The organism is Agrobacterium sp. NPDC089420 (genome assembly GCF_044900305.1).
Lineage (GTDB): Bacteria > Pseudomonadota > Alphaproteobacteria > Rhizobiales > Rhizobiaceae > Agrobacterium.
Map to the genome: position 1 here is coordinate 354,261 of NZ_JBJDMY010000006.1, position 22,982 is coordinate 377,242.

Genomic DNA, 22,982 nt, shown 5'->3' on the forward strand with positions numbered 1-22,982 from the left:
CGGGCGGTGTCTTTTCCTATGGCCATTCACCAGGGGTGTCCCGTCAAGGGGCTGAGATTCTGCTTTCATGCGCAGTGACCCGTTGAACCTGATCCAGTTCATACTGGCGTAGGGACGGTGCAAAGATCGAGGGTCGGCTGGCGTCAGGACGTCCGTGTCGGCACTTCGGTATTTTCCATCATTCCGGCTCGAACTGGGTCTCCACTGTCAAACTTTGGAGCCTCAAGATGAATATCGTTGCCAAGACTATCCCGCTGTCGGTTACCACCGGACCGCATGCCGCCTCCACGAAAATCCATAAACCGGGAATCCTTCATCCACATATTCGCGTGCCGATGCGCGAGATCGCCGTTCATCCGACCGCGGGCGAACCGCCGGTCACGGTCTATGATTCCTCCGGTGCCTATACCGATCCCGCCCATCCCGTCCTGATCGAAAAGGGCCTGCCGCGCCTGCGTCACGACTGGGTCGTGGCGCGCGGCGATGTCGAGGCTTATGAGGGCCGGCACGTCAAGCCGGAAGATAACGGCTTTGCCACGGGCGAGCGCCTGACGCCGGAATTTGCCGTGCGCCACCAGCCGCTGAAAGCGACGGCGGGCAGGGCGGTGACGCAGCTTGCCTATGCGCGGGCCGGTATCATCACTCCGGAAATGGAATTCATTGCCATCCGCGAAAATCTCGGGCGTGAGGCAGCCAAGGAAAAGCTTGTGCGTGATGGCGAGAGTTTCGGCGCGCATATCCCTGATTATGTCACGGCGGAATTCGTGCGCCAGGAAGTGGCAGCCGGCCGCGCCATCATCCCCGCCAATATCAATCACCCGGAACTTGAGCCGATGATCATCGGCCGCAATTTTCTGGTCAAGATCAATGCCAATATCGGCAATTCCGCCGTCACCTCCTCCATGGCGGAAGAGGTGGAGAAGATGGTCTGGGCGATCCGTTGGGGTGCGGATACCGTCATGGACCTGTCGACCGGCCGCAACATCCACAATATCCGCGAATGGATCATCCGCAATTCGCCGGTGCCGATCGGCACGGTGCCGCTTTACCAGGCGCTGGAGAAGGTCAACGGCATTGCCGAGGACCTCAACTGGGACGTGTTCCGTGACACGCTGATCGAACAGGCGGAACAGGGTGTGGATTATTTCACCATCCATGCCGGTGTGCGGCTGCATTACATTCCGCTCACCGTCAACCGCGTCACCGGCATCGTCTCGCGCGGCGGGTCGATCATGGCCAAGTGGTGTCTGCATCACCACAAGGAAAGTTTCCTCTACGAGCATTTCGACGAGATTTGCGACATCTGCCGCGCTTACGACGTCTCCTTCTCGCTGGGCGATGGCCTGCGTCCCGGCTCGATCGCCGACGCCAATGACGCGGCGCAGTTTGCGGAGCTCGAAACGCTGGGCGAGCTGACGCAGATCGCCTGGGCGAAGGATTGCCAGGTGATGATCGAAGGCCCCGGCCATGTGCCGATGCATAAGATCAAGGAGAACATGGACAAGCAGCTGAAGACCTGCGGCGAAGCGCCCTTTTATACGCTTGGACCGCTGACCACCGATATCGCGCCGGGTTACGACCACATCACGTCGGGCATCGGCGCGGCGATGATCGGCTGGTTCGGCACGGCGATGCTCTGCTACGTTACGCCCAAGGAGCATCTCGGCCTGCCGGACCGTAACGACGTGAAGGTCGGCGTCATCACCTACAAGATCGCCGCCCATGCCGCCGATCTTGCCAAGGGCCATCCGGCAGCACAGGTGCGCGACGATGCGCTGTCGCGCGCAAGGTTCGAGTTCCGCTGGGAAGATCAGTTCAACCTGTCGCTCGACCCGGACACGGCGCGATCCTTCCATGACGAAACGCTGCCGAAAGAGGCGCACAAGGTCGCGCATTTCTGCTCCATGTGCGGGCCGAAATTCTGCTCGATGCGGATTTCCCACGATATCCGCGCCGAGGCGCAGAAGGAGGGGCTGGAGGCCATGGCCGCGCGCTTCAAGGAGGGTGGTGAGCTTTACATGCCACTGCCGACACCTGCGAATGCGGAATGACATGCGCGTTCTTGTCAGGGGAACGGGGGTCGCCGGTCTGACGGCGGCCTTCGAGCTGGCGCGAAGTGGCGTTACGGTCGAGATGTCGGAGCGCAACGCCGAACCATCGCGCGGTGCGTCCTTTTATGCGGGTGGCATGCTGGCGCCATGGTGTGAGCGTGAAAGCGCCGAAGACGCCGTTCTGGCGCTCGGCCAGGTGGCGCTCGACTGGTGGGAGGAAGCAACCCCCGGCCTTGTCGTGCGCAACGGTACGCTGGTCGTCGCGCCGGCCCGTGACAAAGCCGAGCTGTTGCGTTTCGCATCGCGGACCTGCGGCTATCGCTGGGTGGACGAGGGCGAAATCGCCGCGCTTGAGCCCGATCTTGCCGGGCGGTTCCGGTCCGGGCTCTATTTCCCGGGCGAAGGGCATCTCGATCCGCGCCTTGCGCTGCAATCGCTGCATCAACGGCTTTGCGCCATGGGTGTACGGTTTCACCTGGGGGTTTTGGTGGACGAACGGCGGTTCGACCGGGTGGTGGATTGCACCGGGCCTGCGGCGGTGGGGACGCTTTCCAGCCTTCGTGGCGTGCGTGGAGAGATGCTTTATCTCGCCACGCGGGAGGTTTCTCTCTCCCGTCCCGTCCGGCTGCTGCATCCGCGCATTCCGCTTTACATCGTGCCGCGCGAGCCCGGTCGTTTCATGGTGGGCGCAACGATGATCGAGACGGAGGATACGGGTGCCATTTCCGCCCGCTCGATGATGGAATTCCTGAATGCCGCCTATGCCGTTCATCCGGCTTTCGCGGAAGCGGAGATCATCGAGACCGGGACAGGCGTGCGTCCCGCCTATCCCGACAATCTACCGAAAGTCACCGAGGATGGCCGGACCATCTTCATCAACGGCGCGCACAGGCACGGCTTTCTGCTCTCGCCGGCCATGGCGGGGCAGGCGGTCCGGATCGTCCGCCAAACGCTTTCTTACAAGGAACAGGATCATGAAACTTCTGGTGAATGGCGATGAGCTTGATCTTGCCGCCGAAACATTGGCCGGCCTGCTCGCCAGCCTGGATTATGAAGGCGAATGGCTGGCGACGGCGGTCAATGGCGATCTGGTGCATTCGCAGGAGCGCGCCGGTTACGTGCTGAAGGCTTTCGACCGCGTCGAAATCCTCTCGCCGATGCAGGGAGGTTGAGGCCATGCTGACGCTTTATGGCCGCGAGGTCTCGTCCCGTCTTCTGCTCGGCACGGCGCGTTATCCGTCCCCCGCGCTCCTTGCCGATGCGGTGCGGGCCAGCAACACGGATATTCTGACGATTTCGCTGCGCCGGGAAATGGCAGGGGCTAAGAAGGGCGGTCAGTTTTTCGAGCTGATCCGCGAGCTGGATCGGCAAATCCTGCCCAATACGGCCGGGTGTCATACCGTCAAGGAGGCGGTGCTGACGGCGAAGATGGCGCGGGAAGTGTTCCGCACCAACTGGATCAAGCTGGAGGTCATCGGTCATCACGATACGTTGCAGCCTGATGTCTTTGCCCTTGTCGAGGCGGCGAGAATCCTCTGCGACGAGGGTTTCGAGGTCTTTCCCTATACGACCGACGATCTTGTCGTGGCCGAAAAGCTGCTGGAGGCGGGCTGCAAAGTGCTGATGCCGTGGTGCGCGCCGATCGGCAGCGCCATGGGGCCGCTCAATCCGACGGCGCTGAAATCGATGCGGGCGCGATTTGCGGATGTACCGCTGATCGTCGATGCCGGTATCGGCCGGCCCTCCCACGCGGTGACGGTAATGGAACTCGGCTACGATGCCGTCCTGCTCAACACGGCGGTTGCCGGAGCCCGTGATCCGGTCGGCATGGCGCAGGCTTTCGCTCACGCCATCGAGGCCGGTCATCGGGCTTTTCTGTCCGGGCCGCTGGAGCCGCGGGACATGGCCGTTCCCTCGACACCCGTGATCGGGACGGCAGTTTTCTCCTGATCGCGGCCTTCCGCCAGCGTCGGGTACATCACCTTTTTGCGTTGACAGTGCCCCGCGGCGGCGGGATACCGGGAGAAAAGGGGAACGGCATGGCGACAGGCAACAATCTTCTCACCGATATCGATGGCGTTTCGGTCGGCAATGTCACCGATCTCTCTCTCGGTTCCGGCGTCACGGCGATTGTTTTTGAGAAACCAGCCATTGCTTCCGGTTCTGTCCTCGGCGGTGCGCCGGGCGGGCGCGATACCGGCCTGCTGGATCCGGCGATGACGGTTGAAACCGTAGATGCCTTTGTGCTGTCCGGCGGTTCGGCCTTCGGGCTGGATGCGGCGGGTGGCGTTCAGGCCGGTTTGCGCGAGATCGGGCGTGGCCTGCAGGTGGGCTCCACCCGTGTACCGATCGTGCCGCAGGCGATCCTGATGGATCTGCTGAATGGCGGCGACAAGAATTGGGGGCTGCATTCGCCTTATCGGGAGATGGGCTATGCGGCGTTCAAGGCGGCAAGCCGTGGGTCTTTCGAGCTCGGAACGGTGGGTGCGGGAACCGGCGCGACGACGGCCACCTTCAAGGGCGGCCTCGGTTCGGCGAGCGCCGTCAGTTCCGGCGGCTACCAGCTGGCGGCCATTGTCGCTGTCAATGCGCTCGGTTCCGCGACGCTTGGAACGAGCTGCCATTTCTGGTCCGCACCTTTTGAGGTTGACGGCGAATTCGGTGATTGCGGCTTTCCGGATCATTTCGACACGGGTCACACCGCCCTGCGTCTCAAGGGGGTCAATCTCACGGCGACGACCATCGGCGCGGTGGTCACGGATGCCGTGCTGACGAAGGCGCAGACGCACCGCCTTTCCATCATGGCGCATGACGGGCTCGCCCGCGCTGTGCTGCCCGCCCATCTGCCGAGCGACGGTGACACCATGTTCGCGGCTGCGACCGGTGAAAAACCGCTTGAGGGCGGCATTCATTTTGCCGAACTCTGCCATCTTGCGACAATGGTGATGGCGCGGGCGGTGGCGCGCGGGATCTATGAGGCGACGGCGTTGCCGGTGGATGGCGGGCAGAGGGCCTATCGCGATATTCATGGCCGGGGTGTTTGAAGCATGAGCGAGAAACGCCCGGCGCTGAAGCCCGTTCTTCGCATCGATTTTCCGCCCGGAGAGCGTCTGGGCCATGGCAAGATCGAGTTGATGGAGCTGATTGTCGAAACCGGTTCGATTTCGGCTGCCGGGCGCAGGATGGATATGTCCTATCGCCGCGCATGGCTGCTGGTGGATGCGCTGAACCACATGTTCAGACAGCCGGTGATCGAATCGCAGCGCGGCGGCAAGCAGGGCGGCGGCGCGGCATTGACCGCCTTCGGCGCCGAATTGCTGACGCGCTATCGCGGCATGGAAAAGCGGATGAACGAGGCCCTGCGTCAGGATATGGACTGGCTGGAAGCCAATCGTAATCCTGCCGATGCCGTCAATACGGATCGAGAGCCGCCGACTTTATGATTGCGTGCACCGGTTTTCCGGGCACCAGTTGCAAGCGTTGGCGCGAGAGGTCGGTGATACGCGACTGGATGATATCGCCGCCGCAATCCACCTGAACCGTCACCATGCCGTCCCCGCTACCCGACATATCTGCGACATGGCCTTCTAGAATGTTGAGTGCGCTAAGCCCTTCGGGTTTCACCAAAGCCAGCATGACATCGCGTGCCGGTATCAGCACCCGTGCGGAACTGCCCGGCTCGCCCTTCTTTGCGGGAACCTGCAGCAGCGCCGTGTTGAGCCTGACGGCGGCAAGCCCATGCCGTTCGTCGAAGCTTTCGATGCGCCCGGACAGGATGCTGCCCGCCTCCCGCCGCTCGAGATGGGTACTGAAATCCGGTCTAGCCAGCACTTCGGCTGCTGGTCCCTCGCCTTCGACCTTGCCGTCCTTCATCACCACGATGCGGTCGGCAAGACGGGCGACCTCCTGGATGGAATGGCTGACATAAACGATCGGGATTCTGGTCTCGTCGCGCAGCCGCTCGAGATAGGGAATGATCTCGGCCTTCCGCTGTTCGTCCAGCGAGGCGAGCGGCTCGTCCATCAGCAGCAGCCTGGGGGAAGAGAGCAACGCGCGGCCGATGGCGACACGCTGTTTTTCGCCGCCAGAGAGCTTGTTCGGACGGCGCTGCAGGAGATGGCCGATGCCGAGCATATCGACGATACGGTCTTCATGAGCGCCCGTCGTTTTGTCCGCGGCGAACCATCTGCCGTAATGCAGGTTTTGCGCCACGCTGAGATGGGGGAAAAGCCGCGCCTCCTGAAAGACATAGCCGAAGCGGCGTTTATGCGCCGGCAGAAACAGCCGCTTTTCACTATCGGCCAAGATCTGGCCATTCAGAATGACCTGTCCCCTGTCCGGACGCAGCAGGCCGGCAATGATGCGGATCATCGAGGTCTTGCCGGAGCCGGAGCGTCCGAACAGTGCGGTCACGCCGCCTTCGGAGGTAAATGATGCGTCGAGTTCGAAGGAGTCGAAGCGATGATGGCTGGAAACCGAAAGCGTCATTCCATGCTCACCCGTTTGCCGATGATGCGGGCCAGAAACTCCGAGACGAGCAGTGCCAACATGGAAATCACGATGGAAACGATGGTGAGCCGCAAAGCGCCGGCATCGCCACCTGGAACCTGCGTGAAAGTGTAGATGGCGGCGGACAGCGTTTGGGTCTCGCCGGGAATGTTCGACACGAAGGTAATGGTCGCGCCGAATTCGCCCATGGCCTTGGCGAAAGCGAGGATCATGCCGGCGATGATGCCGGGCAGTATCAAGGGAAGCGTGACGGTGAGGAACACCCAGAGCGGGCTTGCCCCCAATGTCCCCGCCGCTTCTTCCAATTTGCGGTCCACCGCCTCGATGGAGAGGCGGATGGAACGCACCATCAACGGAAAGGCCATGACGGCGCAGGCGAGCGCCGCCCCCGTCCAGCGAAAGGAAAAGACGATGCCGAACCAGCTATCGAGAAATTGCCCGATCGCGCCCCTGCGGCCGAAGAGGACCAGCAGCAGGAAACCGGTAACGACGGGCGGCAGAATGAGCGGCAGGTGGACGATGCCGTTAAGCAGCGACTTGCCCCAGAAACGGCCACGCGCCAGCGCCACGGCCACCGCTATGCCGAAGGGCAGGCTGGCAAGCATGGCGATGGAGGACACCCACAGGCTGAGCCTGATCGCCGTCCATTCTTCAGGGCTGAGTGTCCACCAATGCAATGCCATATCCTGCAATTGTCAGCTTTCCTGGCCCGCCGGGAAGCGGGCCTGAGCGAAGCTTATTTCAAAACGGTAAAGCCTTGCTTTTCGAAGAAGGGCGTCGCCTTTTCGGACTTCAGGAAATCCAGATAGGCTTTCGCCGCCGGAGATTTTGCTTCCGAGAGAATAGCGACGGGATAGATGATTGCCGGATGGCTGTCTTCCGGGAAGGTGCCGACGATTTTCACGCCGGGATCGGCCGCCGCATCGGTCTGGTAGACGATGCCATAGGGCGCTTCGCCACGCGAGACGAGCAGCAGGGCGGCACGCACGCTTTCCGCGCCGGCGACCTTCTGTTCCACCGAGGACCAGACACCGAGTTTTTCCAGAGCAGCCTTGCCATATTTGCCCGCCGGAACGGAATCGACTGCGCCCATGGCGAGGCGGCCGTCGCCCACCAGAGCGGCAAGATCGAAGCCCTGCTTGATCTCTACCGGCTTGGCCTTGTCGGCAGGCGCCACGAGGACAATGCGGTTGCCGAGAAGATTGGAGCGGCTGTCAGCGTTGATCAGCTTCTTTTCGGCGACATAGTCCATCCAGGCAAGGTCGGCGGAGATGAAGATATCCGCCGGTGCGCCCTGCTCGATCTGCTTGGCGAGCGCGGAGCTTGCGGCATAAGAAACGGTCGCTTCGTTGCCGCTGTCCTTTGCCCATTCGGCGTTGATGGCGTCAAGCGCGTTTTTCATGCTGGCGGCGGCGAAGACAGTGACCTTTTCGGCGGCATGGGTCGGAACCGCTGCAAGGGAGGCGGCCATCCAGAAGGAGGTGGCGGCGGCAATGGTTTTGAAGAAGCTGCGACGCAAAAGTCTCATGGTGTTTCCCCCGGTTCGAGATATTCTGATGAATATATCGATAGGCCTATAGGGCAATCATTATATTTTCAAGGATATATCGCTAGGGCAGGGAAAAGCTGCCGCTGGAGGGGCAGAACGATGACAAACTGCATGCCCTTGTCTTCCGTCATACCGGCTCAGACCGGCGCCAGCCACGTCGCATCTTTACCATGGAAAGAGCTCTGCGCGATCAAGGCTTGATCGCGCTGGAGCCCGGGTCAGGCCAGGGGTGACGGGGTGCGGATATAAGGTTTCCGCCACGCCGTGAACAGTTGCTTGGCACTTGGCGAGCGGCCGGGGTGGTCTTTCGGATCAAAACCGTTCACCGGCGAAATGGGCGATCTGTGCGCCGGCCTCGTAATAGGTTTCTTTCACCGCACGAAAAGCCTGCGCTTTCGGCTCCGTCACCGGCAGAGGCAATTCGTTTTCGGCGACCTCACCCAGAATGTGCTGTGCGATCACCTTGCCGAAGGCCGTGCCCGGTGCGATGCCGCGGCCATTATAGCCTGAAAAACCGACGACATTGTCAGCGAATTTGTGGAAACGTGGCACGGCATTGTCCGTCATGCCGATCTGGCCATACCATTCACATTCGAATTCCGTATCGCCGAGCTGTGGGAAAAGCCGTTTCAGCGCGCGTTTCGCCCAGGCGCGGTGGATGGCGGCGCCGGTACCGCGCAGAGCGCCGACACTGCCGAAGACCAGCCGGCCGGCCTTGTCCATGCGGAAGGATGAGAGGATTTCCTTCGTGTCCCAGCAGCCTTCGCGGCCGGGCAGGATGCTTTTTTGCAGATTGTCGCCGAGCGGTCTCGTGGCGAAGTTGAAATAGGGCAGGTAGACCTGTTCATCGCGAACGATCTGCCATGGGCCGGTGCTGTAGGCTTCGGTGGCCACAACGATCCAGCTTGCGGTCACCGATCCCTGCGGGGTCTTCACTACCCATTTCCCGCCGTTGCGTTCGGTCGCCACCACGGGGCTTGCGGTATGCAGTCGTGTTCCCGCCTCTTGCGCGGCAGCGGCCAGGCCGCGAACATAGGCAAGCGGCTGGATCGTGCCGGCACGTGTGTCCAGGAGTGAACCGGAATAGGCAGTGCTGCGGGTGCGTCTGGCTGTCTCCTCGGCATCGAGGACACGGACGGGGGCGCCTCTCGCGGCCCATTGTTCGCAGCGCTCACGGATTTCGGTCAGCCCCTTTTCGCCAACGGCACAATGCAGCGTACCGTTTTTCTCGATCTCGCAGGGGATTGCGTGTTTTTCCACCAGTTCACGCACGAGAAGCGGGGCATTGCCCAGCAGGTCGAGAAGGCGTTCGCCATAAACCTCGCCCAACACACCCGGCAATTCCTTCGGCATGACCCACATGCCGCCATTGATGAGGCCGACATTGCGGCCGGCGCCGCCGAAACCGATTTCCCTGGCTTCGAGAAGAACGACGTCCATGCCCCGTTCGGCAAGATGGAGGGCGGCGGACTGGCCGGTGAAGCCGCCGCCGACGATCACCACATCGGCGTCCGCAGCCCCTTGCAACGCGGGAGCCAGGGGCGGCTGCGGCGCGGTCTTTTCCCAGAGGCCGTGCGAGCGGGGATCATTATACATCGTTCCACCATGTTCCGGGCAAGTTCATTTGATTTGCGGATGAGTGACAAGCCCTTGTTTATAAGACTTTACAAGCGGTCGTGCCTGTTGAATATCGACATATCGTCAAGAGTTCATTCCGTGAGGGAATATGGTTCTGCCGCCGCGCCGTTTTCTGCCATCGCTTTCGCTGCTGGCGGCCTTCGAAGCTGCGTCGCGCATGGGCAGCGTCACCGCCGCGGCGAGGGAGCTTGGCCTGACGCAGGGCGCGGTCAGCCGGCAAATCCTCGCGCTTGAGGAACAGCTGGGTGTGGCGCTGTTCCTGCGGGAGCGGCAGACGATCCGGCTGACAAGGGCGGGGGAGGGTTATGCGCGGGAGATTCGCGAGGCGCTGCGCCGCATATCGACCGCTTCGCTCAATCTGCGCGCCAATCCGGATGGCGGCACACTCAATCTCGGTGTTCTGCCCAGCTTCAGCACACGCTGGCTCGTGCCGCGCCTTCCGGATTTCATCGCCCGGCATCCAGGCGTCTCGGTCAATCTCCTGACGAGGTCATCGCTGTTCGATTTTCGAACCGACACCGTCGATGCGGCGATCCATTTCGGTTTGCCGCACTGGCCGGGCACCGAGCTGGTTTTCCTGATGCATGAAAAGGTCATTCCGGTGTGCAGCCCGGCCTTCAAGCAGCGTTACGGCCTTTCAAGGCCGGAAGACCTGTTGCATGTGCCGCTCCTGCATATGACAACCCGGCCGGATGCCTGGGAACAATGGTTCCGCAGCCATGACGTTCGTTTCGACAATGTGCATGGCATGCTTTTCGATCAGTTCACCACGATCGCCGAGGCCGCAAGCGCCGGCGTCGGCGCATCGCTCATTCCCTCCTTCATGATCGAGGAGGAGTTACGAAGCGGCCGTCTGGTCGCGGCTGTTGCCGGGGAGGTGAAAAGCGACGAGGCCTATTACCTCGCCTGCATGCCGGATCGTGCCGATTATCCGCCGCTTACGAGTTTCCGGCGCTGGATCGTTGCGCAGGCCGCATCCCCGGCGGGCGGCAGGGCGGGGGAGTTTTCGGCGTAAAGCCTCGGGCGGTCTTGCAAGACCGGCGCGGCTCAGCCAATAGTTCGCCATGACGTGTGGCGTAAGCCGCCACGCACCGAAAGTTCCAATACGGGAGATGTCCGTGAAGCCCATTTTTGTCCAGCTTCAATGCGAGCCCGGCAAGACCTATGATGTCGCCGACGCCATCTATAAAACGGAACTGGTTTCCGAGCTTTATTCCACCAGCGGCGAATATGATCTGCTGCTGAAAATCTATCTTCCGCAGGAAGAGGATATCGGCAAGTTCATCAATCAGAATATCGTCAACATTCCAGGAATCGTCCGCTCGCTGACGACGCTGACCTTTACCGCGTTCTGAAGACTTTTGGCGCTTATCGCACGTCCGGCATCAGGTGCCTGTTTTTGGGACTCAGGGCCACGGGTACGTGGCGGGAAGAGCAAGGGCCGGACCGGCTGGATTCCTGACAGGTGCAGGACCAGGGAGCAGGGTTTTCAGGATAGATTGCGTTCAGCGTCCGGCATTCTGTTCGGATCGGATGCTTTTGAGGTCAACGCCGGGAAGGGTGCTTTTGGCAGGCGCGTCCTGGGGTGCAGGGCGGCGGACTATCGGCGAATAGAAAAGCGCGCCATCGGTCCGGTTTTCTGGATCCGATATTCGGCGCGCTCTGGTTTTGACGGTTCTGTGATCGGGCGATGGTTTTCCCGCATCAGGCGACCGCGGCCAGGTTCCGGTTGCGCACGAGATCGCGGATTGCGATTCGCACGTCATCGGCGCTGTCGAACTTCTGTTCGTCCAGATCATGGACGTGGAACTTCACCGCGATGAACTTCAGCCGGTCATTGTCCGGGATGACGATGCCGACGGGTTCGCCGGCGAATTCAATAACTTGCTTTTGCATAGATATACTCCCGCTGTGGCTACTTCACACAGCATGTTGTCGAACTGATTTTCAGGAAATTGAGACCGTTAAGTCACATTCGACAGCAGCGGGAACACGTGGATTTAAATCCAGCATTCCAGGATTCAAGACCAAGGACTGCGTTGATGCTGATATGTTTTGACATGACACACTCCCTGTATTGGTGTTGATCCGGAATCAGGAGACTCGTTCTCCAGCTCCACACTGATAATCCAGACCAGCACTAAAATCAATGCTGATTGTTATAGGTAGAATATTTTTCTTTATGATGACAGGAGAGGGGCGGAATTGTGAAATTTTTGTTTTCGCGCGCCGCCGTCTCGAAAAGCCCGGCGCAGCGGGCTTTTTATGCTTTTTTTAATCGTCGCCGGCAGCCGGCGGAGGATAGGTATGATCGTTTCCGTTGAAATCTGAGACGGAATAACAGCCATCGCTTGTTTTTTTGGCCGCATTTTGGCCAATGGCCGCCTTGCCGTGGCCGCCCGGGATGTCGAGAACATAGGTTGGCTGGCACAGGCCGGAGACGTGTCCGCGCAAGGCGGAAACGATTCGCTGGCCTTCTTCTATCGTCAGCCGGAAATGGCTGGTGCCGGGCGCAAGATCCGGGTGGTGCAGGTAATAGGGCTTGATGCGGGTTTCGACGAAGGCGCGCATCAATTCGGCAAGCGTTGCCGGATCATCATTGACGCCCTTCAGAAGCACCGTCTGGCTGATCATGGCGATGCCGGCATCGATCAACCGTGCTGAGGCACGTCTTGCCGCTTCGCCGAGTTCACGCGCGTGATTCGCGTGCAGGGCCACATAGGTGGTCTTGCCGCTGGCCTTCAGGGCGTCGATCAGCGCCGCGTCGATACGGTCGGGGTCGACCACCGGCACGCGTGTATGGAAACGGACGATCTTCACATGCGGTATGTCTTTCAGGCGCGTCATCAGATCGGACAGGCGTCGCGGCGAGAGCACCAGCGGATCGCCGCCGGTGAGGATGACCTCCCAGATGGCCGGGTTCGCCCGGATGTAGGCGAATGCGGCGTCCAGTTCCTCCGGGGTCATCATGCCGTTGCCTTGTGGTCCGACCATTTCGCGGCGGAAACAGAAGCGGCAATAGACGGGGCAGACATGGACCGCCTTCAGGAGAACCCGGTCGGGATAACGGTGGACGATGCCATGGACGGGGCTATGGGCGTCGTCACCGATCGGATCCTCCCGCTCCCCGGGACGCTGGATGAGTTCGGCCGGGTCCGGTACGAATTGTCTGGCGATGGGATCGTGCGGATTGCCGCTGTCGATCAGATCGGCAATGGCCGGTGTGATCGCCAGCGCATAACGCTGCGTCACCGCACGCAGGCTCTCCAGCGCTCCGGCTTCAATCAGTCCCGCTTCGACAAGCGCTTCGGGGGTCTTGATGGTTTCAAGCCTTGTCATCGTCCATATTCCGCAACGGGCGCCCACATGACGAGATCGATGCGCGGTGCCCCGGTGGCCAGCATCACCAGCCGGTCGAAACCGAGCGCGATGCCGCTTGCCGCCGGCATGATGGCGAGGGCTGCGAGAAAATCCTCGTCCAGCGGATAGGTCTCGCCATAGACCCGCTGCTTCTCGGCCATCTCCATCTCGAAACGTCGCCGCTGCTCGGCGGCGTCGGTCAATTCGCCGAAGGCATTGGCAAGCTCCACGCCGCAGGCATAAAGCTCGAAGCGTTCCGCCACCCGTGCGTCCTTCGGCGACTTGCGGGCAAGGGCCGCTTCACTGGTGGGGTATTCGTCGAGAATAGTTGCGCGGCCGAACCCCAGTTCCGGCTCCACCCGCTCGACGATGACGCGGCTGAACATATCCGCCCAGCTATCGTCCCCGGCTACGCGGATGCCGGCACGGGTGAGGCTTGCGGCAAGGTGCCGGCTGTCGGTTTCGCCGTTGCGGCTGATGGTGGCCAGAAGGTCAATTCCGGCATAGCGCTCGAAGGCTTCCGCGACGCTGAGGCGTTCCGGCGCAAGGAACGGGTCGACGCTGCGGCCCCGATAGGTGAAATGTTTCGTCCCGGTGGTTTCGGCCGCCAGCGCCAGAAGATCGGCGCTGTCCTGCATCAGGCTCTCATAGGTTTCCCCGACGCGATACCATTCCAGCATGGTGAATTCCGGGTGGTGCAGGGGGCCTCTTTCGCGGTTCCTGTAAACATGGGCGAAACAGGAAATGCGTTTTTCACCAGCCGCGAGCAGTTTCTTGCAGGCGAATTCCGGTGACGTATGCAGATAGAGCGGTGCGGCCTCACCTGCCGGTGTCACTCCTTGCGTGGAGAAAGCGTGCAGGTGCGCCTCGTTGCCGGGTGAAATCTGCAAAGTGGCGGTATCCACCTCGAGAAAATCGGCGCGGGCGAAATGGCTGCGGAATGCCGATTGGATCGCGTTGCGGCCAAGGAGAAAAGCGCGGCGGTCGGCGTGGACGTCGGGCGTCCACCAGGGCGACATTGTCTCTTTGCTTGCGCGCATCGTCTGTTCTTTTCCGTCTTCTCTGGGGCGTCCCATCGCGGATAAAGAGCCCGCAAAACGCCTGATCGCGTCATTTAAAGCAATTCCGGGCGGAAAACCGCTAGGCACTCTTCCGCGAATTGCTGTAGAAGGCTGGCAATTCGCGCGGATTTAAGGTAGTTGCGCCCCAGAAAAAAGACAAAACGTCTGCCGGGGCCGGTGCTGCCGCGCAGTCCTTTACGACGCATTTCATCGAGTTACAAGGAAGTCATATGGTCAAGGTTATCGCCTCATCCGTCCGCAAGGGCAATGTTCTCGACGTGGACGGCAAGCTTTACGTCGTTCTCACCGCGCAGAACTTCCACCCCGGCAAGGGCACGCCGGTCACGCAGGTGGACATGCGCCGTATCGTTGACGGCGTGAAGGTCTCCGAGCGCTGGCGCACCACCGAGCAGGTCGAGCGCGCTTTCGTGGAAGACCTGAACTTCCAGTTCCTTTATGAAGACGGCGAAGGCTTCCACTTCATGAACCCGGAAAACTACGATCAGGTCGTGGTCGATGTCGAGACGATGGGCGACCAGAAGGCCTATCTTCAGGAAGGCATGACCTGCATTCTTTCGATCCATGAAGGCAATCCGCTGGCGGTTGAACTGCCGCGCCACGTCACGCTGGAAATCACGGAAACGGAACCGGTCGTGAAGGGCCAGACGGCTTCTTCCTCCTACAAGCCGGCCATTCTCTCCAACGGCATCCGCACCATGGTGCCGCCGCATATCGATGCCGGCATCCGCGTGGTCATCGCTACCGAAGACAATTCCTACGTCGAGCGCGCCAAGAACTGAGCCTGACGGCCGGTTAGACAAAAGCACCGGGTGACCGGTGCTTTTTTGTATCTGAAGCGACAAAAAAGCCCGCGTCGAGACGCGGGCTTTTTATTTGTCTTGTTGGCTGGCTTTACATGCCCTTTGCGGCGGTCCGGGTCGGGCCGGCCACTTTCTTCGGGGCCGCGGTCTGGCCAACGGCGTAACCGCCGCCCAGTGCCACGTTCAGCGACACATAGTCCTGCGCGGTCTGCTGCACGGCCTGCGCAAGGCTTGCCTGTGCGGTGGAAACCTGGCGCTGCGCATCGAGAACGTCGAGCAGCGAGGAGGCGCCGTCGCGATAGCTGGCCGTCGAAAGCTGCAGCGCTTCCTGGTAGGAAGCCACGGTCTTGCGCAATGCATCGGCCGTGCGCTGATCGCGAGTGACGGCGGCCAGAGCGTTCTCGACCTCTTCCACAGCATTGAGAACCGTCGCCTTCCAGGCGAGATATTGCTCACGCGCCTGGGAGTTGGCGAGATCGATGTTGGCGCGGATGCTGCCGCCATCGAGAATCGGCAGAACGAGGCTCGGACCGAAGGACCAGCTGTTAGCCGTTCCCCTGCCGCCGCCGCTCAGGAAGTTGTAGCTCGGGGTGATGGAACCACCAAGCTCGATGCTCGGATAAAGCTGGGCTTCGGCGACGCCGATCGAGGCGACCGCTGCGGCGAGATTGCGTTCTGCAACGCGGATATCCGGACGATTACGGATGAGGTCGGCCGGAATGCCGGTGCGCGGGATGCTGCGTGCGACCGGCTGGCGTGCGCCCTTCTGCAATTCGGAAATCAGCGACGAAGCCGGCAGACCGAGCAGGGTGGCGATACGGTGCGCCGCCTTGCGGAAGTTGGTTTCGAGGCCGGGAATATCCGACAGCGTCGAATTGACCAGACCTTCGGACTGGACGACATCGAGGCGCGAGGCGGCACCCGCTTCAAGCTGCAGCTTGGTCAGGTCCAGAGTCTCGCGGCGGGACGCCAGGTTCTGGCGGGCAATCGCCAGACGCTCCTGATAATAACGCACGTCGATATAGGCTGCGGCGACCGAGGAAATCAGCGTCAGGCGCTGAACGTCGACGGTGGAGTAAGCGGCATCAAGCGATGCATTGGCACTCTCCGTGGCGCGGCGATAGCGGCCGAAGAGGTCAAGCAGCCAGGAAACGCTGAGGCTGCCGGAGGACACGTTGGTGACGGGAACGTCGCGGTAGCTGCCCTTGGTCTCGCTGGTCGTATGGCTGCCATTCGCCGTCAGGCTCGGCAGGCCGCCCGCGCCGGCCGAGATGACCTGAGCTTCTGCCTGGTTGATGCGCTCGATGGCCTGCATCACCGTCAGGTTCTGCTTGAGACCGGTCGAAACATAACCATTCAGGCGGCTGTCGTTAAAGGCCGTCCACCAGGCAACGGTGCTCATGTCGCCATTGCTGGTTTTTCCTGCTTCCGCAAACTTTCCCGGCAATTGGATTTCCGGCGTCTTGTGGTCGGGTCCGACAACACAGCCTGAGAGCAGCAGCATTGTCAGGGGAAGAGTAGCGCGAATAGACAGCATATAATTTTCCCAATTCTCTGGTTGGCTTACCGAGCGCGGCTGGCTGACAAATGGGCTGCGCGGTCGATATGCCGTAGAAACGTGCATTTGCCAAATCGGCAACATTTCTAGCAGCGTATTAACGGTTGGCACAGCCCATTTTTGTTTTGTTAACGCCTTGAAAGGCGACGAATGATGACGAAAAAGGAGGGAACGAAGAAAATTCCGAGCAGTGTTGCAGAAAGCATACCACCGAGAACTCCGATCCCGATTGCATTTTGCGCGGCAGAACCCGCTCCGGTTGCGATTGCGAGAGGCACGACGCCGAGGATGAAGGCCAGCGACGTCATGATGATCGGACGCAGGCGCAGCTTCGCCGCCTCCAGCGTTGCCTCCATCAGGCTTAAGCCGTGTTCCTGCCTTTCCTTGGCGAATTCGACGATCAGAATCGCGTTTTTCGCCGCAAGGCCGATGGTCGTCAGCAGGCCCACCTTGAAGTAGACGTCGTTCGACTGGCCGAAGAAATGCGCCGCGGTCAATGCGCCGAGGACGCCCACCGGCACGGCCATGATGACCGAGAAGGGGATCGACCAGCTTTCATAAAGGGCGGCAAGGCAAAGGAAGACGATGAGCACCGAGAGCGCATAGAGCATCGGCGCCTGCGAGCCGGACAGGCGTTCCTGATAGGAAATGCCCTGCCACGCCACGGTATAGCCGCCCGGCAGGCTTGCCGTCAGCCGCTCCATCTCGTCCATGGCATCACCGGAGGCGACACCGGCGCCGGCCGTGCCTTCAAGCGAGATCGCGCCTGTACCGTTGAAACGGGCGAGAGACGGGGGCGCATTGATCCACTTCACTTCGCTGAAGGAGGAGAACGGCACCATTTCGCCGCTGGTGTTGCGGGCATACCAGAACTTGAGGTCGTCCGGCTGCATACGGTAAGGCGCGTCACCCTGGACATAGACTGGCTTGAGTTCGCCGTTGAGGGTGAAGTCATTGACATCCCGGCCGGCAAAGATCGTCGAGAGCATGAGATTCACGGAGGCGAGATCGACGCCCATGGCTCCCATCTTTTCCTGATCGAGAATGATCTTCATCTGGGTTTCATTGTCCTGGCTGTCGCTTCGAAGCGAACTGATCTTCGGATTGCCGGTGGCAAGCGCGATCAGTTCCTTGGACGAGGCGGTCAGGGCCTCGGTGCCGTTGCGGCCGCTATCCACGAGATACATCGAGAAACCGCTCGATGTGCCCATGCCCTGAATGGCCGGCGGCAGAAGCGGGAAGACCTGCGCGTCGCGGAAACCGAAGAAAGTGCCCATTGCACGCTGCACGATGGCCCCGGCGTGCTGATCGGGTGCGGTCCGTTCGGCGAAATCCTTAAGCTTGGTAAAGACGATGGCATTGTTCTGGCCCGAACCGCTGAAGCTGAAGCCAAGCACGCCGAAAACCGATTCGACATTGGCGGCTTCCTTTTCGCGGAAGTAGCTTTCGACCTGCTTCACCACCTCGTTGGTGCGCTCGATATTCGAGCCGGTCGGCGTCTGGATGATCGTCAGCAGCACGCCCTGGTCTTCCTGGGGCAGGAACGAGCTGGGCAGCTTCGAGAAGAACCAGGCGCAGCCGCCGATGACGATCGCGAAGATAATCATCACGCGCAGGGGTCGTTTCAGCAGATAGCCGATGGAGGACACATAGCCGTCCGTGGTCTTGCCGAAGCCGCGATTGAACCAGGCCCCCGGTCCGCGCTGCTTTTTATGATGGTCGATCGGCTTCAGCATCGTGGCGCAGAGCGCCGGCGTCAGAACGATGGCGACAACGGCCGAAAGCAGCATGGCCGAGACGATGGTGATCGAGAACTGGCGATAGATGATGCCCGTCGAGCCGCCGAAGAAGGCCATCGGGATGAACACGGCGGTCAACACAAGCGCGATGCCGATGATCGCGCCGGTGATCTCGCCCATCGACTTTTCGGTCGCCTCGACCGGCGACAAGCCTTCTTCCGACATGATTCGTTCGACGTTTTCGACAACCACGATGGCGTCGTCGACGAGGAGGCCGATGGCCAGAACCATGGCGAACATGGTGAGCGTGTTGATGGAATATCCTGTCAGCGCCAGGATGCCGAAGGTGCCGAGAAGCACGACGGGAACCGCGATCATCGGAATGAAGGTGGCCCTGAGGTTTTGCAGGAACACCAGAAGCACGACGAAGACGAGGATGATCGCCTCGATCAGCGTGTGCACCACTTTTTCGATCGACAGCTTCACGAAAGGCGTCGTGTCATAGGGGTATTCGATCGAGACGCCTTCGGGCAGCGAACCTTCGACGGCGGAAAGCGCCGATTTGACACGGGCTGCCGTGTCGAGCGCGTTGGCGCCGGTGGCGAGGTTGACCGCAAAACCGGCGGAAGGACGACCATTGGAGCGGGAATCGCCGCCATAGGTTTCCTGGCCGATCTCGATGCGGGCGACGTCGCTGAGACGGACGGTCGCGCCGTCCTTTTCGACTTTCAGGATCACGGATTCGAAATCGGCGACGGTGGTGAGCTGGCTCTGCGCCGTCACCGTCACGTTAAGCTGTTGGCCCTTTACCGCAGGCACGGCGCCGAGCGAACCGACCGAAACCTGGGTGTTCTGGCTTTCGATGGCGCTGGTGACGTCGGCCGTGGTCAGCTGGTATTTGTTCAGTTTGAACGGATCCAGCCAGATGCGCATCGCATATTCGGAACCGAAGACGTTGATGCTGCCCACACCTTCGAGGCGCTTGATCTGGTCTTCGACGCGCGAGGAGAAGACGTCGCCGAGATCGGCCGAATTGCGCTTGCCGTCGGTCGAGATCAGCGCGCCGACCATCAGGATGCTCGATGTGGAGCGGCTGACCTGGATACCCTGCTGCTGCACGGTGTCGGGCAATTGCGACTGGACGAGCTGCAGTTTGTTCTGCACCTGAACCTGCGCGATGTCAGGCAAGATGCTGTTGCCGAAGGTCAGCGTCACTTCGGCGCTGCCCGTCGAAGACGACGAGGTCATATAGGTGAGGTCGTCGAGGCCGGTCATACCGTCCTCGATGATGGTCGTCACCGATTTTTCCACGGTTTCGGCGCTGGCGCCGTTATAGGTCGCGCTGACGCGCACCGTCGTCGGCGCAATATCGGGATATTGCGAGATGGAGAGCGTCGCGATCGCCAATGCGCCGCCCAGCATGATGACGATGGCGATAACCCATGCAAAAACGGGGCGCCGGATGAAGAAATGGGCCATGGCAGTCCTGCCTTACCTTTTACGAGCTTCGACCGAGGGTTTCGTGCTCATGCTTATTTCGAGGGGGCGGCGGCAGGCGGAGCTTGCTGCGGCAGAACGACGATACCGCGATCGTCGATGGTCACTTCAACGGGCGCAACCGTCGCGCCATCGGCGATCCACTGGAAGCCGTCGACGATGAGCTTGTCGCCATCCTTGACGTTTTCCGTCACCAGCCAGGCATTGCCCGACTGCTGGCTGGACGGGAAGGTGCGGGTTTCCACCTTGTTTTCCGCGGTCACGAATTTTGCGGTCAGTTCGCCATTGGCGTTGCGGCTCGCCGCGCGCTGCGGAATGCGGAAACCCGTTTCCTTGCCGATGGTCAGCGTGGCGCGGACATAGGTGCCGGGCAGCAGAAGATCGTCGGGATTGTCGAACAGGGCGCGGATGGAGAAGGTGCCCGTGGTTTCGCTCACCGCCATGTCCGACATGTCGATCTTGCCGTCATGCTTGTATTCGGTGCCGTCTTCCAGCGTCAGGTGAATACCGGTCTCCTTGGTGTCGCCGCCGAGCTGACCCGACGAGATCGCCTTTTTCAGACGCAGAAGATTGATGCTGGATTCCATCAGGTCGATATAGATCGGATCGATGCGGCGCAGCGTCGTTAATGCCGTCGTCTGGTTCGCCGTCACAACGTTGCCGATGCTGTAGGCAGTCGCGCTGGTGATGCCGTCGAAAGGCGCGCGGACCTTGGTAAGGTCGAGATTGATTTCCGCCGTTTCCAGTGCGGCCTTGGTCTGGGCCACATCGGCTTCGGCCTGCAGCAGCGTTACCTTGGCGTTTTCATATTCGATCTGCGTTGCGCCGCTATTGACCAGCCGCTCGTAGCGGGCAAGGTTCGCCTGGGCGCTCGGAATGCTTGCTTCGGCCTTCGCCACGTTGGCCTTGGCCTGCGCCACCTCCGCCAGATAGGTATTGTCCTCGATCTGGTAGAGAATATCGCCCTGCTTGACCTCGCTGCCTTCCTTGAAGGGAATTTCGCGGATGATGCCGGTGACACGCGGGCGGATTTCCGCCGTCTGGAACGCGCTGGCACGGCCGGGCAGAACGGTGGTCAGGGGATATTCGCTGGTCTTCATCAGGATGACGCTGACAGGAGACGGCGGACGTTCGGCGCCGGGGGCGGCGGCCTGGCCGCTCTCGCCGCCATCGCTGCATCCCGCCAGAATTGCGGTCACGCACAGAGAAGCAAATAGGGGTAAAATACGTCGGCTCATTGTTCTTCCCTGCGTATCGGTCGCATTCAACTATAAGCGCAATGTCGCTCGGCGGATGCGCGTCCGGGAAAAGACACGACAGGCGCAGGCCTTGAAAGGACCCGATTCGCTCGTTCTGTCCGGACCGCCAGCCGCATAGAAGCGCAGGCTCAGGTGCTTCGCAAGCTATTGCGAGAAGGTGACGTAAATTGGGAATCGTCACTTAGCAAGCGGATTGCGCAATCCGGCATCGATTAAATCGACGAGTTGATCGCAACGTGTTGCCAAATTGCCGATATCTTCCCGCGCGATGACGAGCGGGTGACTGATGCTCGTCAGCGCGTGAAGCACGGTTTCCGCCTGTGCTGAAATGTCGGCGGGAGCGTAAACTCCCGCATCGATGCCGTCGCGAATGATGTCGGCGAGCAGGTTCGCGATGACGGCTTTATAATAGTCGCCGCATTTCATATCCTGCTTCGCCGTCATCAGGATCATTTCGAATACATAGGGATTGTCGTTGAGGTCCTGATGGTGTTGTTCCATCAGCCTGCGGGCGAGATGGTGCAGCCGCAAAAGCGGGGCATGGCTTTTGTCCAGCGGCCGTATTCCCCGCGCAAAAGCTCCGATCTGTTCGAAGGCTATGGCATCGACGAGCGCACTCTTCGAGCTGAAGTTCTTGAAGACATTGGCGGGCGACATGCCGAGCGCGGCGGCGATATCGGCAATCGCCACCGCATTGAAACCACGCTCGCGAAAAAGCTCTTCCGCCTTGGTGAGAATGTCCCGCCGCGTTTCCTCGGCGGAACGGCGAGGCCGGCGCCTGACAGGACGGTCGTTCTTCCTGTCGCCCTTTCTCGCCTGTTCGATCGGTTTGTTCACGGTCAGACTCCGGGGAAGAACGGCTCCAGATTCCGGCGTATTCTTGCCAGCGGCGTCTCGCCGCTATCGTCGGGAACGAAGCTCTGTCCGGTGATGCGTTCGTAAGCATCAATATAGACCTTCGAGGTCTGCAAGACGAGGTCCTGAGGAATTTCGGGAACCTCGTCCTTATAGGGGTCGCAGCGTTCGGCAACCCAGGCTCTCACGAAATCCTTGTCGAAGCTTGCCGGCCGCGTGCCGTTGCGGAAGCTTTCCTCGTAGCTGTCGGCCATCCAATAGCGGCTGCTGTCCGGCGTGTGGATTTCGTCGGCCAGAATGATGGTGCCGTTTTCGTCCGTCCCGAATTCATATTTCGTGTCGACGAGAATAAGTCCCTGCTTGGCGGCAATCTCCTGCCCGCGCTTGAACAGCGCCAGCGCGTAACGGGAGAGCGTGTCCCATTGCGCCTGCGTCAGAAGCCTTTTCTCGACGATCTCCGCCGGCGTCAGCGGTTCATCGTGGCCGCCATCGAAGGCCTTGCTCGTCGGCGTAATGACCGGTTCGGGCAGGATCTGGTTATCTTTCATCCCGTCCGGCAGGCTCATGCCGTACATCTGCCGCTCGCCCTTCTTGTAAAGTGTGAGGATCGACGTGCCGGTGGTGCCGGCGAGATAACCGCGAACCACCACCTCAACCGGCAATATTTCAAGCCTCTTGCCGATGACGACATTGGCATCAGGATAGCTGACCACGTGGTTGGGGCAGATGTCCTTGGTCTGTTCGAACCAGTAGCGCGCCGTCTGGGTCAGAACCTGTCCCTTATAAGGAATGCAGGTGAGGATACGGTCGAAGGCGCTGAGGCGGTCGGTGGATATGATGATGCGGTTGCCGTCGGGCAGATCGTAGTTTTCCCGCACCTTGCCACGGTAATAATTCGGCAGCTCGGGAATGACGGCTTCATCGAGAATGCGCACGGGTTCTCCAATTCTTGACTTTACAAGGGGCGCCGGACGCCCTGCTCTGGCTTAAAATCCTGTCCGTTCCTATTGCATGTTTCCCTGTACAGGGCCAGCCGTCAGATAAAGGAGGCGCTTTCCGCCATTTCCGCAAATTTTCCTAAAACC

21 protein-coding genes and 1 riboswitch are annotated in these 22,982 nt (G+C 60.7%); of the genes, 9 read left to right on the forward strand and 12 right to left on the reverse strand.

All coding sequences use genetic code 11. The features are described 5' to 3' along the window. Nucleotides 1–21: 21 nt before the first annotated feature. Nucleotides 22–133, forward strand: a riboswitch (TPP riboswitch). 94 nt (nt 134–227) lie between these two features. From thiC to ACI2KA_RS12560, 6 genes are all read left to right on the forward strand, one after another. Then, the gene (gene thiC, locus ACI2KA_RS12535; RefSeq protein WP_404502429.1) at nt 228–2,051 is read left to right on the forward strand and encodes a phosphomethylpyrimidine synthase ThiC; all 1,824 of its coding nucleotides are present in this window, start codon (nt 228–230) and stop codon (nt 2,049–2,051) included. A gap of 1 nt (nt 2,052) precedes the next feature. Next, nucleotides 2,053–3,051, forward strand: coding sequence for a glycine oxidase ThiO (gene thiO, locus ACI2KA_RS12540; protein WP_404502431.1), 999 nt, complete (start codon nt 2,053–2,055; stop codon nt 3,049–3,051). After that, a complete protein-coding gene (thiS, locus tag ACI2KA_RS12545; RefSeq protein WP_404502433.1) occupies nt 3,026–3,223 on the forward strand; it encodes a sulfur carrier protein ThiS in 198 nt (65 codons plus the stop codon). Before thiO ends, thiS begins: the two co-directional genes overlap by 26 nt. 4 nt (nt 3,224–3,227) lie before the next feature. Beyond that, nucleotides 3,228–4,001, forward strand: a complete 774-nt coding sequence (locus ACI2KA_RS12550; RefSeq protein WP_404502435.1) for a thiazole synthase — start codon at nt 3,228–3,230, stop codon at nt 3,999–4,001. A gap of 89 nt (nt 4,002–4,090) precedes the next feature. Then, nucleotides 4,091–5,095, forward strand: coding sequence for a P1 family peptidase (locus ACI2KA_RS12555; protein ID WP_404502437.1), 1,005 nt, complete (start codon nt 4,091–4,093; stop codon nt 5,093–5,095). Between the two features lie 3 nt (nt 5,096–5,098). Further along, nucleotides 5,099–5,494: a winged helix-turn-helix domain-containing protein gene (locus ACI2KA_RS12560; RefSeq protein WP_404502439.1), complete on the forward strand. Its 396-nt coding sequence runs from the start codon at nt 5,099–5,101 to the stop codon at nt 5,492–5,494. On the opposite strand, the gene modC is transcribed toward ACI2KA_RS12560, so the two are convergent. The 4 genes from modC to ACI2KA_RS12580 all read right to left on the reverse strand — a co-directional run bounded on the left by modC (nt 5,463) and on the right by ACI2KA_RS12580 (nt 9,705). Next, the gene (modC, locus tag ACI2KA_RS12565) at nt 5,463–6,539 is read right to left on the reverse strand and encodes a molybdenum ABC transporter ATP-binding protein (protein ID WP_404502441.1); all 1,077 of its coding nucleotides are present in this window, start codon (nt 6,537–6,539) and stop codon (nt 5,463–5,465) included. The genes ACI2KA_RS12560 and modC overlap by 32 nt on opposite strands. Continuing rightward, nucleotides 6,536–7,243 carry a molybdate ABC transporter permease subunit gene (gene modB / locus ACI2KA_RS12570; protein ID WP_404502503.1) on the reverse strand — a complete coding sequence of 236 codons (708 nt, stop codon included), beginning with the start codon at nt 7,241–7,243 and terminating at the stop codon, nt 6,536–6,538. Before modB ends, modC begins: the two co-directional genes overlap by 4 nt. A 53-nt stretch (nt 7,244–7,296) precedes the next feature. Beyond that, on the reverse strand, nt 7,297–8,088 hold the full coding sequence (gene modA / locus ACI2KA_RS12575; RefSeq protein ID WP_404502443.1) for a molybdate ABC transporter substrate-binding protein: 792 nt from the start codon (nt 8,086–8,088) through the stop codon (nt 7,297–7,299). Nucleotides 8,089–8,421: 333 nt separating this feature from the next. Further along, nucleotides 8,422–9,705 carry an NAD(P)/FAD-dependent oxidoreductase gene (locus ACI2KA_RS12580; RefSeq protein WP_404502445.1) on the reverse strand — a complete coding sequence of 428 codons (1,284 nt, stop codon included), beginning with the start codon at nt 9,703–9,705 and terminating at the stop codon, nt 8,422–8,424. A gap of 130 nt (nt 9,706–9,835) precedes the next feature. Here ACI2KA_RS12580 and ACI2KA_RS12585 point away from each other — a divergent pair, with 130 nt between their 5' ends. Both ACI2KA_RS12585 and ACI2KA_RS12590 read left to right on the forward strand, forming a co-directional pair. Beyond that, nucleotides 9,836–10,762 (forward strand): LysR family transcriptional regulator, encoded by a 927-nt coding sequence (locus ACI2KA_RS12585; RefSeq protein ID WP_404502447.1) that lies wholly within the window; start codon nt 9,836–9,838, stop codon nt 10,760–10,762. 103 nt (nt 10,763–10,865) lie between these two features. After that, nucleotides 10,866–11,102: an Lrp/AsnC ligand binding domain-containing protein gene (locus tag ACI2KA_RS12590; protein ID WP_003521320.1), complete on the forward strand. Its 237-nt coding sequence runs from the start codon at nt 10,866–10,868 to the stop codon at nt 11,100–11,102. 349 nt (nt 11,103–11,451) lie between these two features. Here ACI2KA_RS12590 and ACI2KA_RS12595 read toward each other — a convergent pair whose 3' ends face one another. The 3 genes from ACI2KA_RS12595 to epmA form a co-directional block, all read right to left on the reverse strand. Next, nucleotides 11,452–11,643: a hypothetical protein gene (locus ACI2KA_RS12595; RefSeq protein WP_003492264.1), complete on the reverse strand. Its 192-nt coding sequence runs from the start codon at nt 11,641–11,643 to the stop codon at nt 11,452–11,454. A gap of 378 nt (nt 11,644–12,021) precedes the next feature. Continuing rightward, complete coding sequence (locus ACI2KA_RS12600; RefSeq protein WP_404502449.1) at nt 12,022–13,086, reverse strand: lysine-2,3-aminomutase-like protein; 1,065 nt, start codon at nt 13,084–13,086, stop codon at nt 12,022–12,024. Then, nucleotides 13,083–14,147, reverse strand: coding sequence for an EF-P lysine aminoacylase EpmA (epmA, locus tag ACI2KA_RS12605; protein ID WP_404502451.1), 1,065 nt, complete (start codon nt 14,145–14,147; stop codon nt 13,083–13,085). Before epmA ends, ACI2KA_RS12600 begins: the two co-directional genes overlap by 4 nt. A gap of 251 nt (nt 14,148–14,398) precedes the next feature. On the opposite strand from epmA, the gene efp reads away from it, so the two are divergent. After that, the gene (gene efp, locus ACI2KA_RS12610; protein ID WP_404502453.1) at nt 14,399–14,968 is read left to right on the forward strand and encodes an elongation factor P; all 570 of its coding nucleotides are present in this window, start codon (nt 14,399–14,401) and stop codon (nt 14,966–14,968) included. 112 nt (nt 14,969–15,080) lie between these two features. On the opposite strand, the gene ACI2KA_RS12615 is transcribed toward efp, so the two are convergent. The 5 genes from ACI2KA_RS12615 to ACI2KA_RS12635 all read right to left on the reverse strand — a co-directional run bounded on the left by ACI2KA_RS12615 (nt 15,081) and on the right by ACI2KA_RS12635 (nt 22,832). After that, nucleotides 15,081–16,526, reverse strand: coding sequence for an efflux transporter outer membrane subunit (locus tag ACI2KA_RS12615; RefSeq protein ID WP_404502455.1), 1,446 nt, complete (start codon nt 16,524–16,526; stop codon nt 15,081–15,083). Nucleotides 16,527–16,675: 149 nt separating this feature from the next. Beyond that, the gene (locus tag ACI2KA_RS12620; protein ID WP_404502457.1) at nt 16,676–19,765 is read right to left on the reverse strand and encodes an efflux RND transporter permease subunit; all 3,090 of its coding nucleotides are present in this window, start codon (nt 19,763–19,765) and stop codon (nt 16,676–16,678) included. 53 nt (nt 19,766–19,818) lie between these two features. Further along, complete coding sequence (locus ACI2KA_RS12625) at nt 19,819–21,021, reverse strand: efflux RND transporter periplasmic adaptor subunit (RefSeq protein WP_404502459.1); 1,203 nt, start codon at nt 21,019–21,021, stop codon at nt 19,819–19,821. Nucleotides 21,022–21,219: 198 nt separating this feature from the next. Next, nucleotides 21,220–21,879 carry a TetR family transcriptional regulator gene (locus ACI2KA_RS12630; RefSeq protein WP_404502461.1) on the reverse strand — a complete coding sequence of 220 codons (660 nt, stop codon included), beginning with the start codon at nt 21,877–21,879 and terminating at the stop codon, nt 21,220–21,222. 2 nt (nt 21,880–21,881) lie between these two features. After that, nucleotides 21,882–22,832 (reverse strand): phosphoribosylaminoimidazolesuccinocarboxamide synthase, encoded by a 951-nt coding sequence (locus ACI2KA_RS12635; protein WP_404502463.1) that lies wholly within the window; start codon nt 22,830–22,832, stop codon nt 21,882–21,884. Nucleotides 22,833–22,982: the final 150 nt, after the last annotated feature.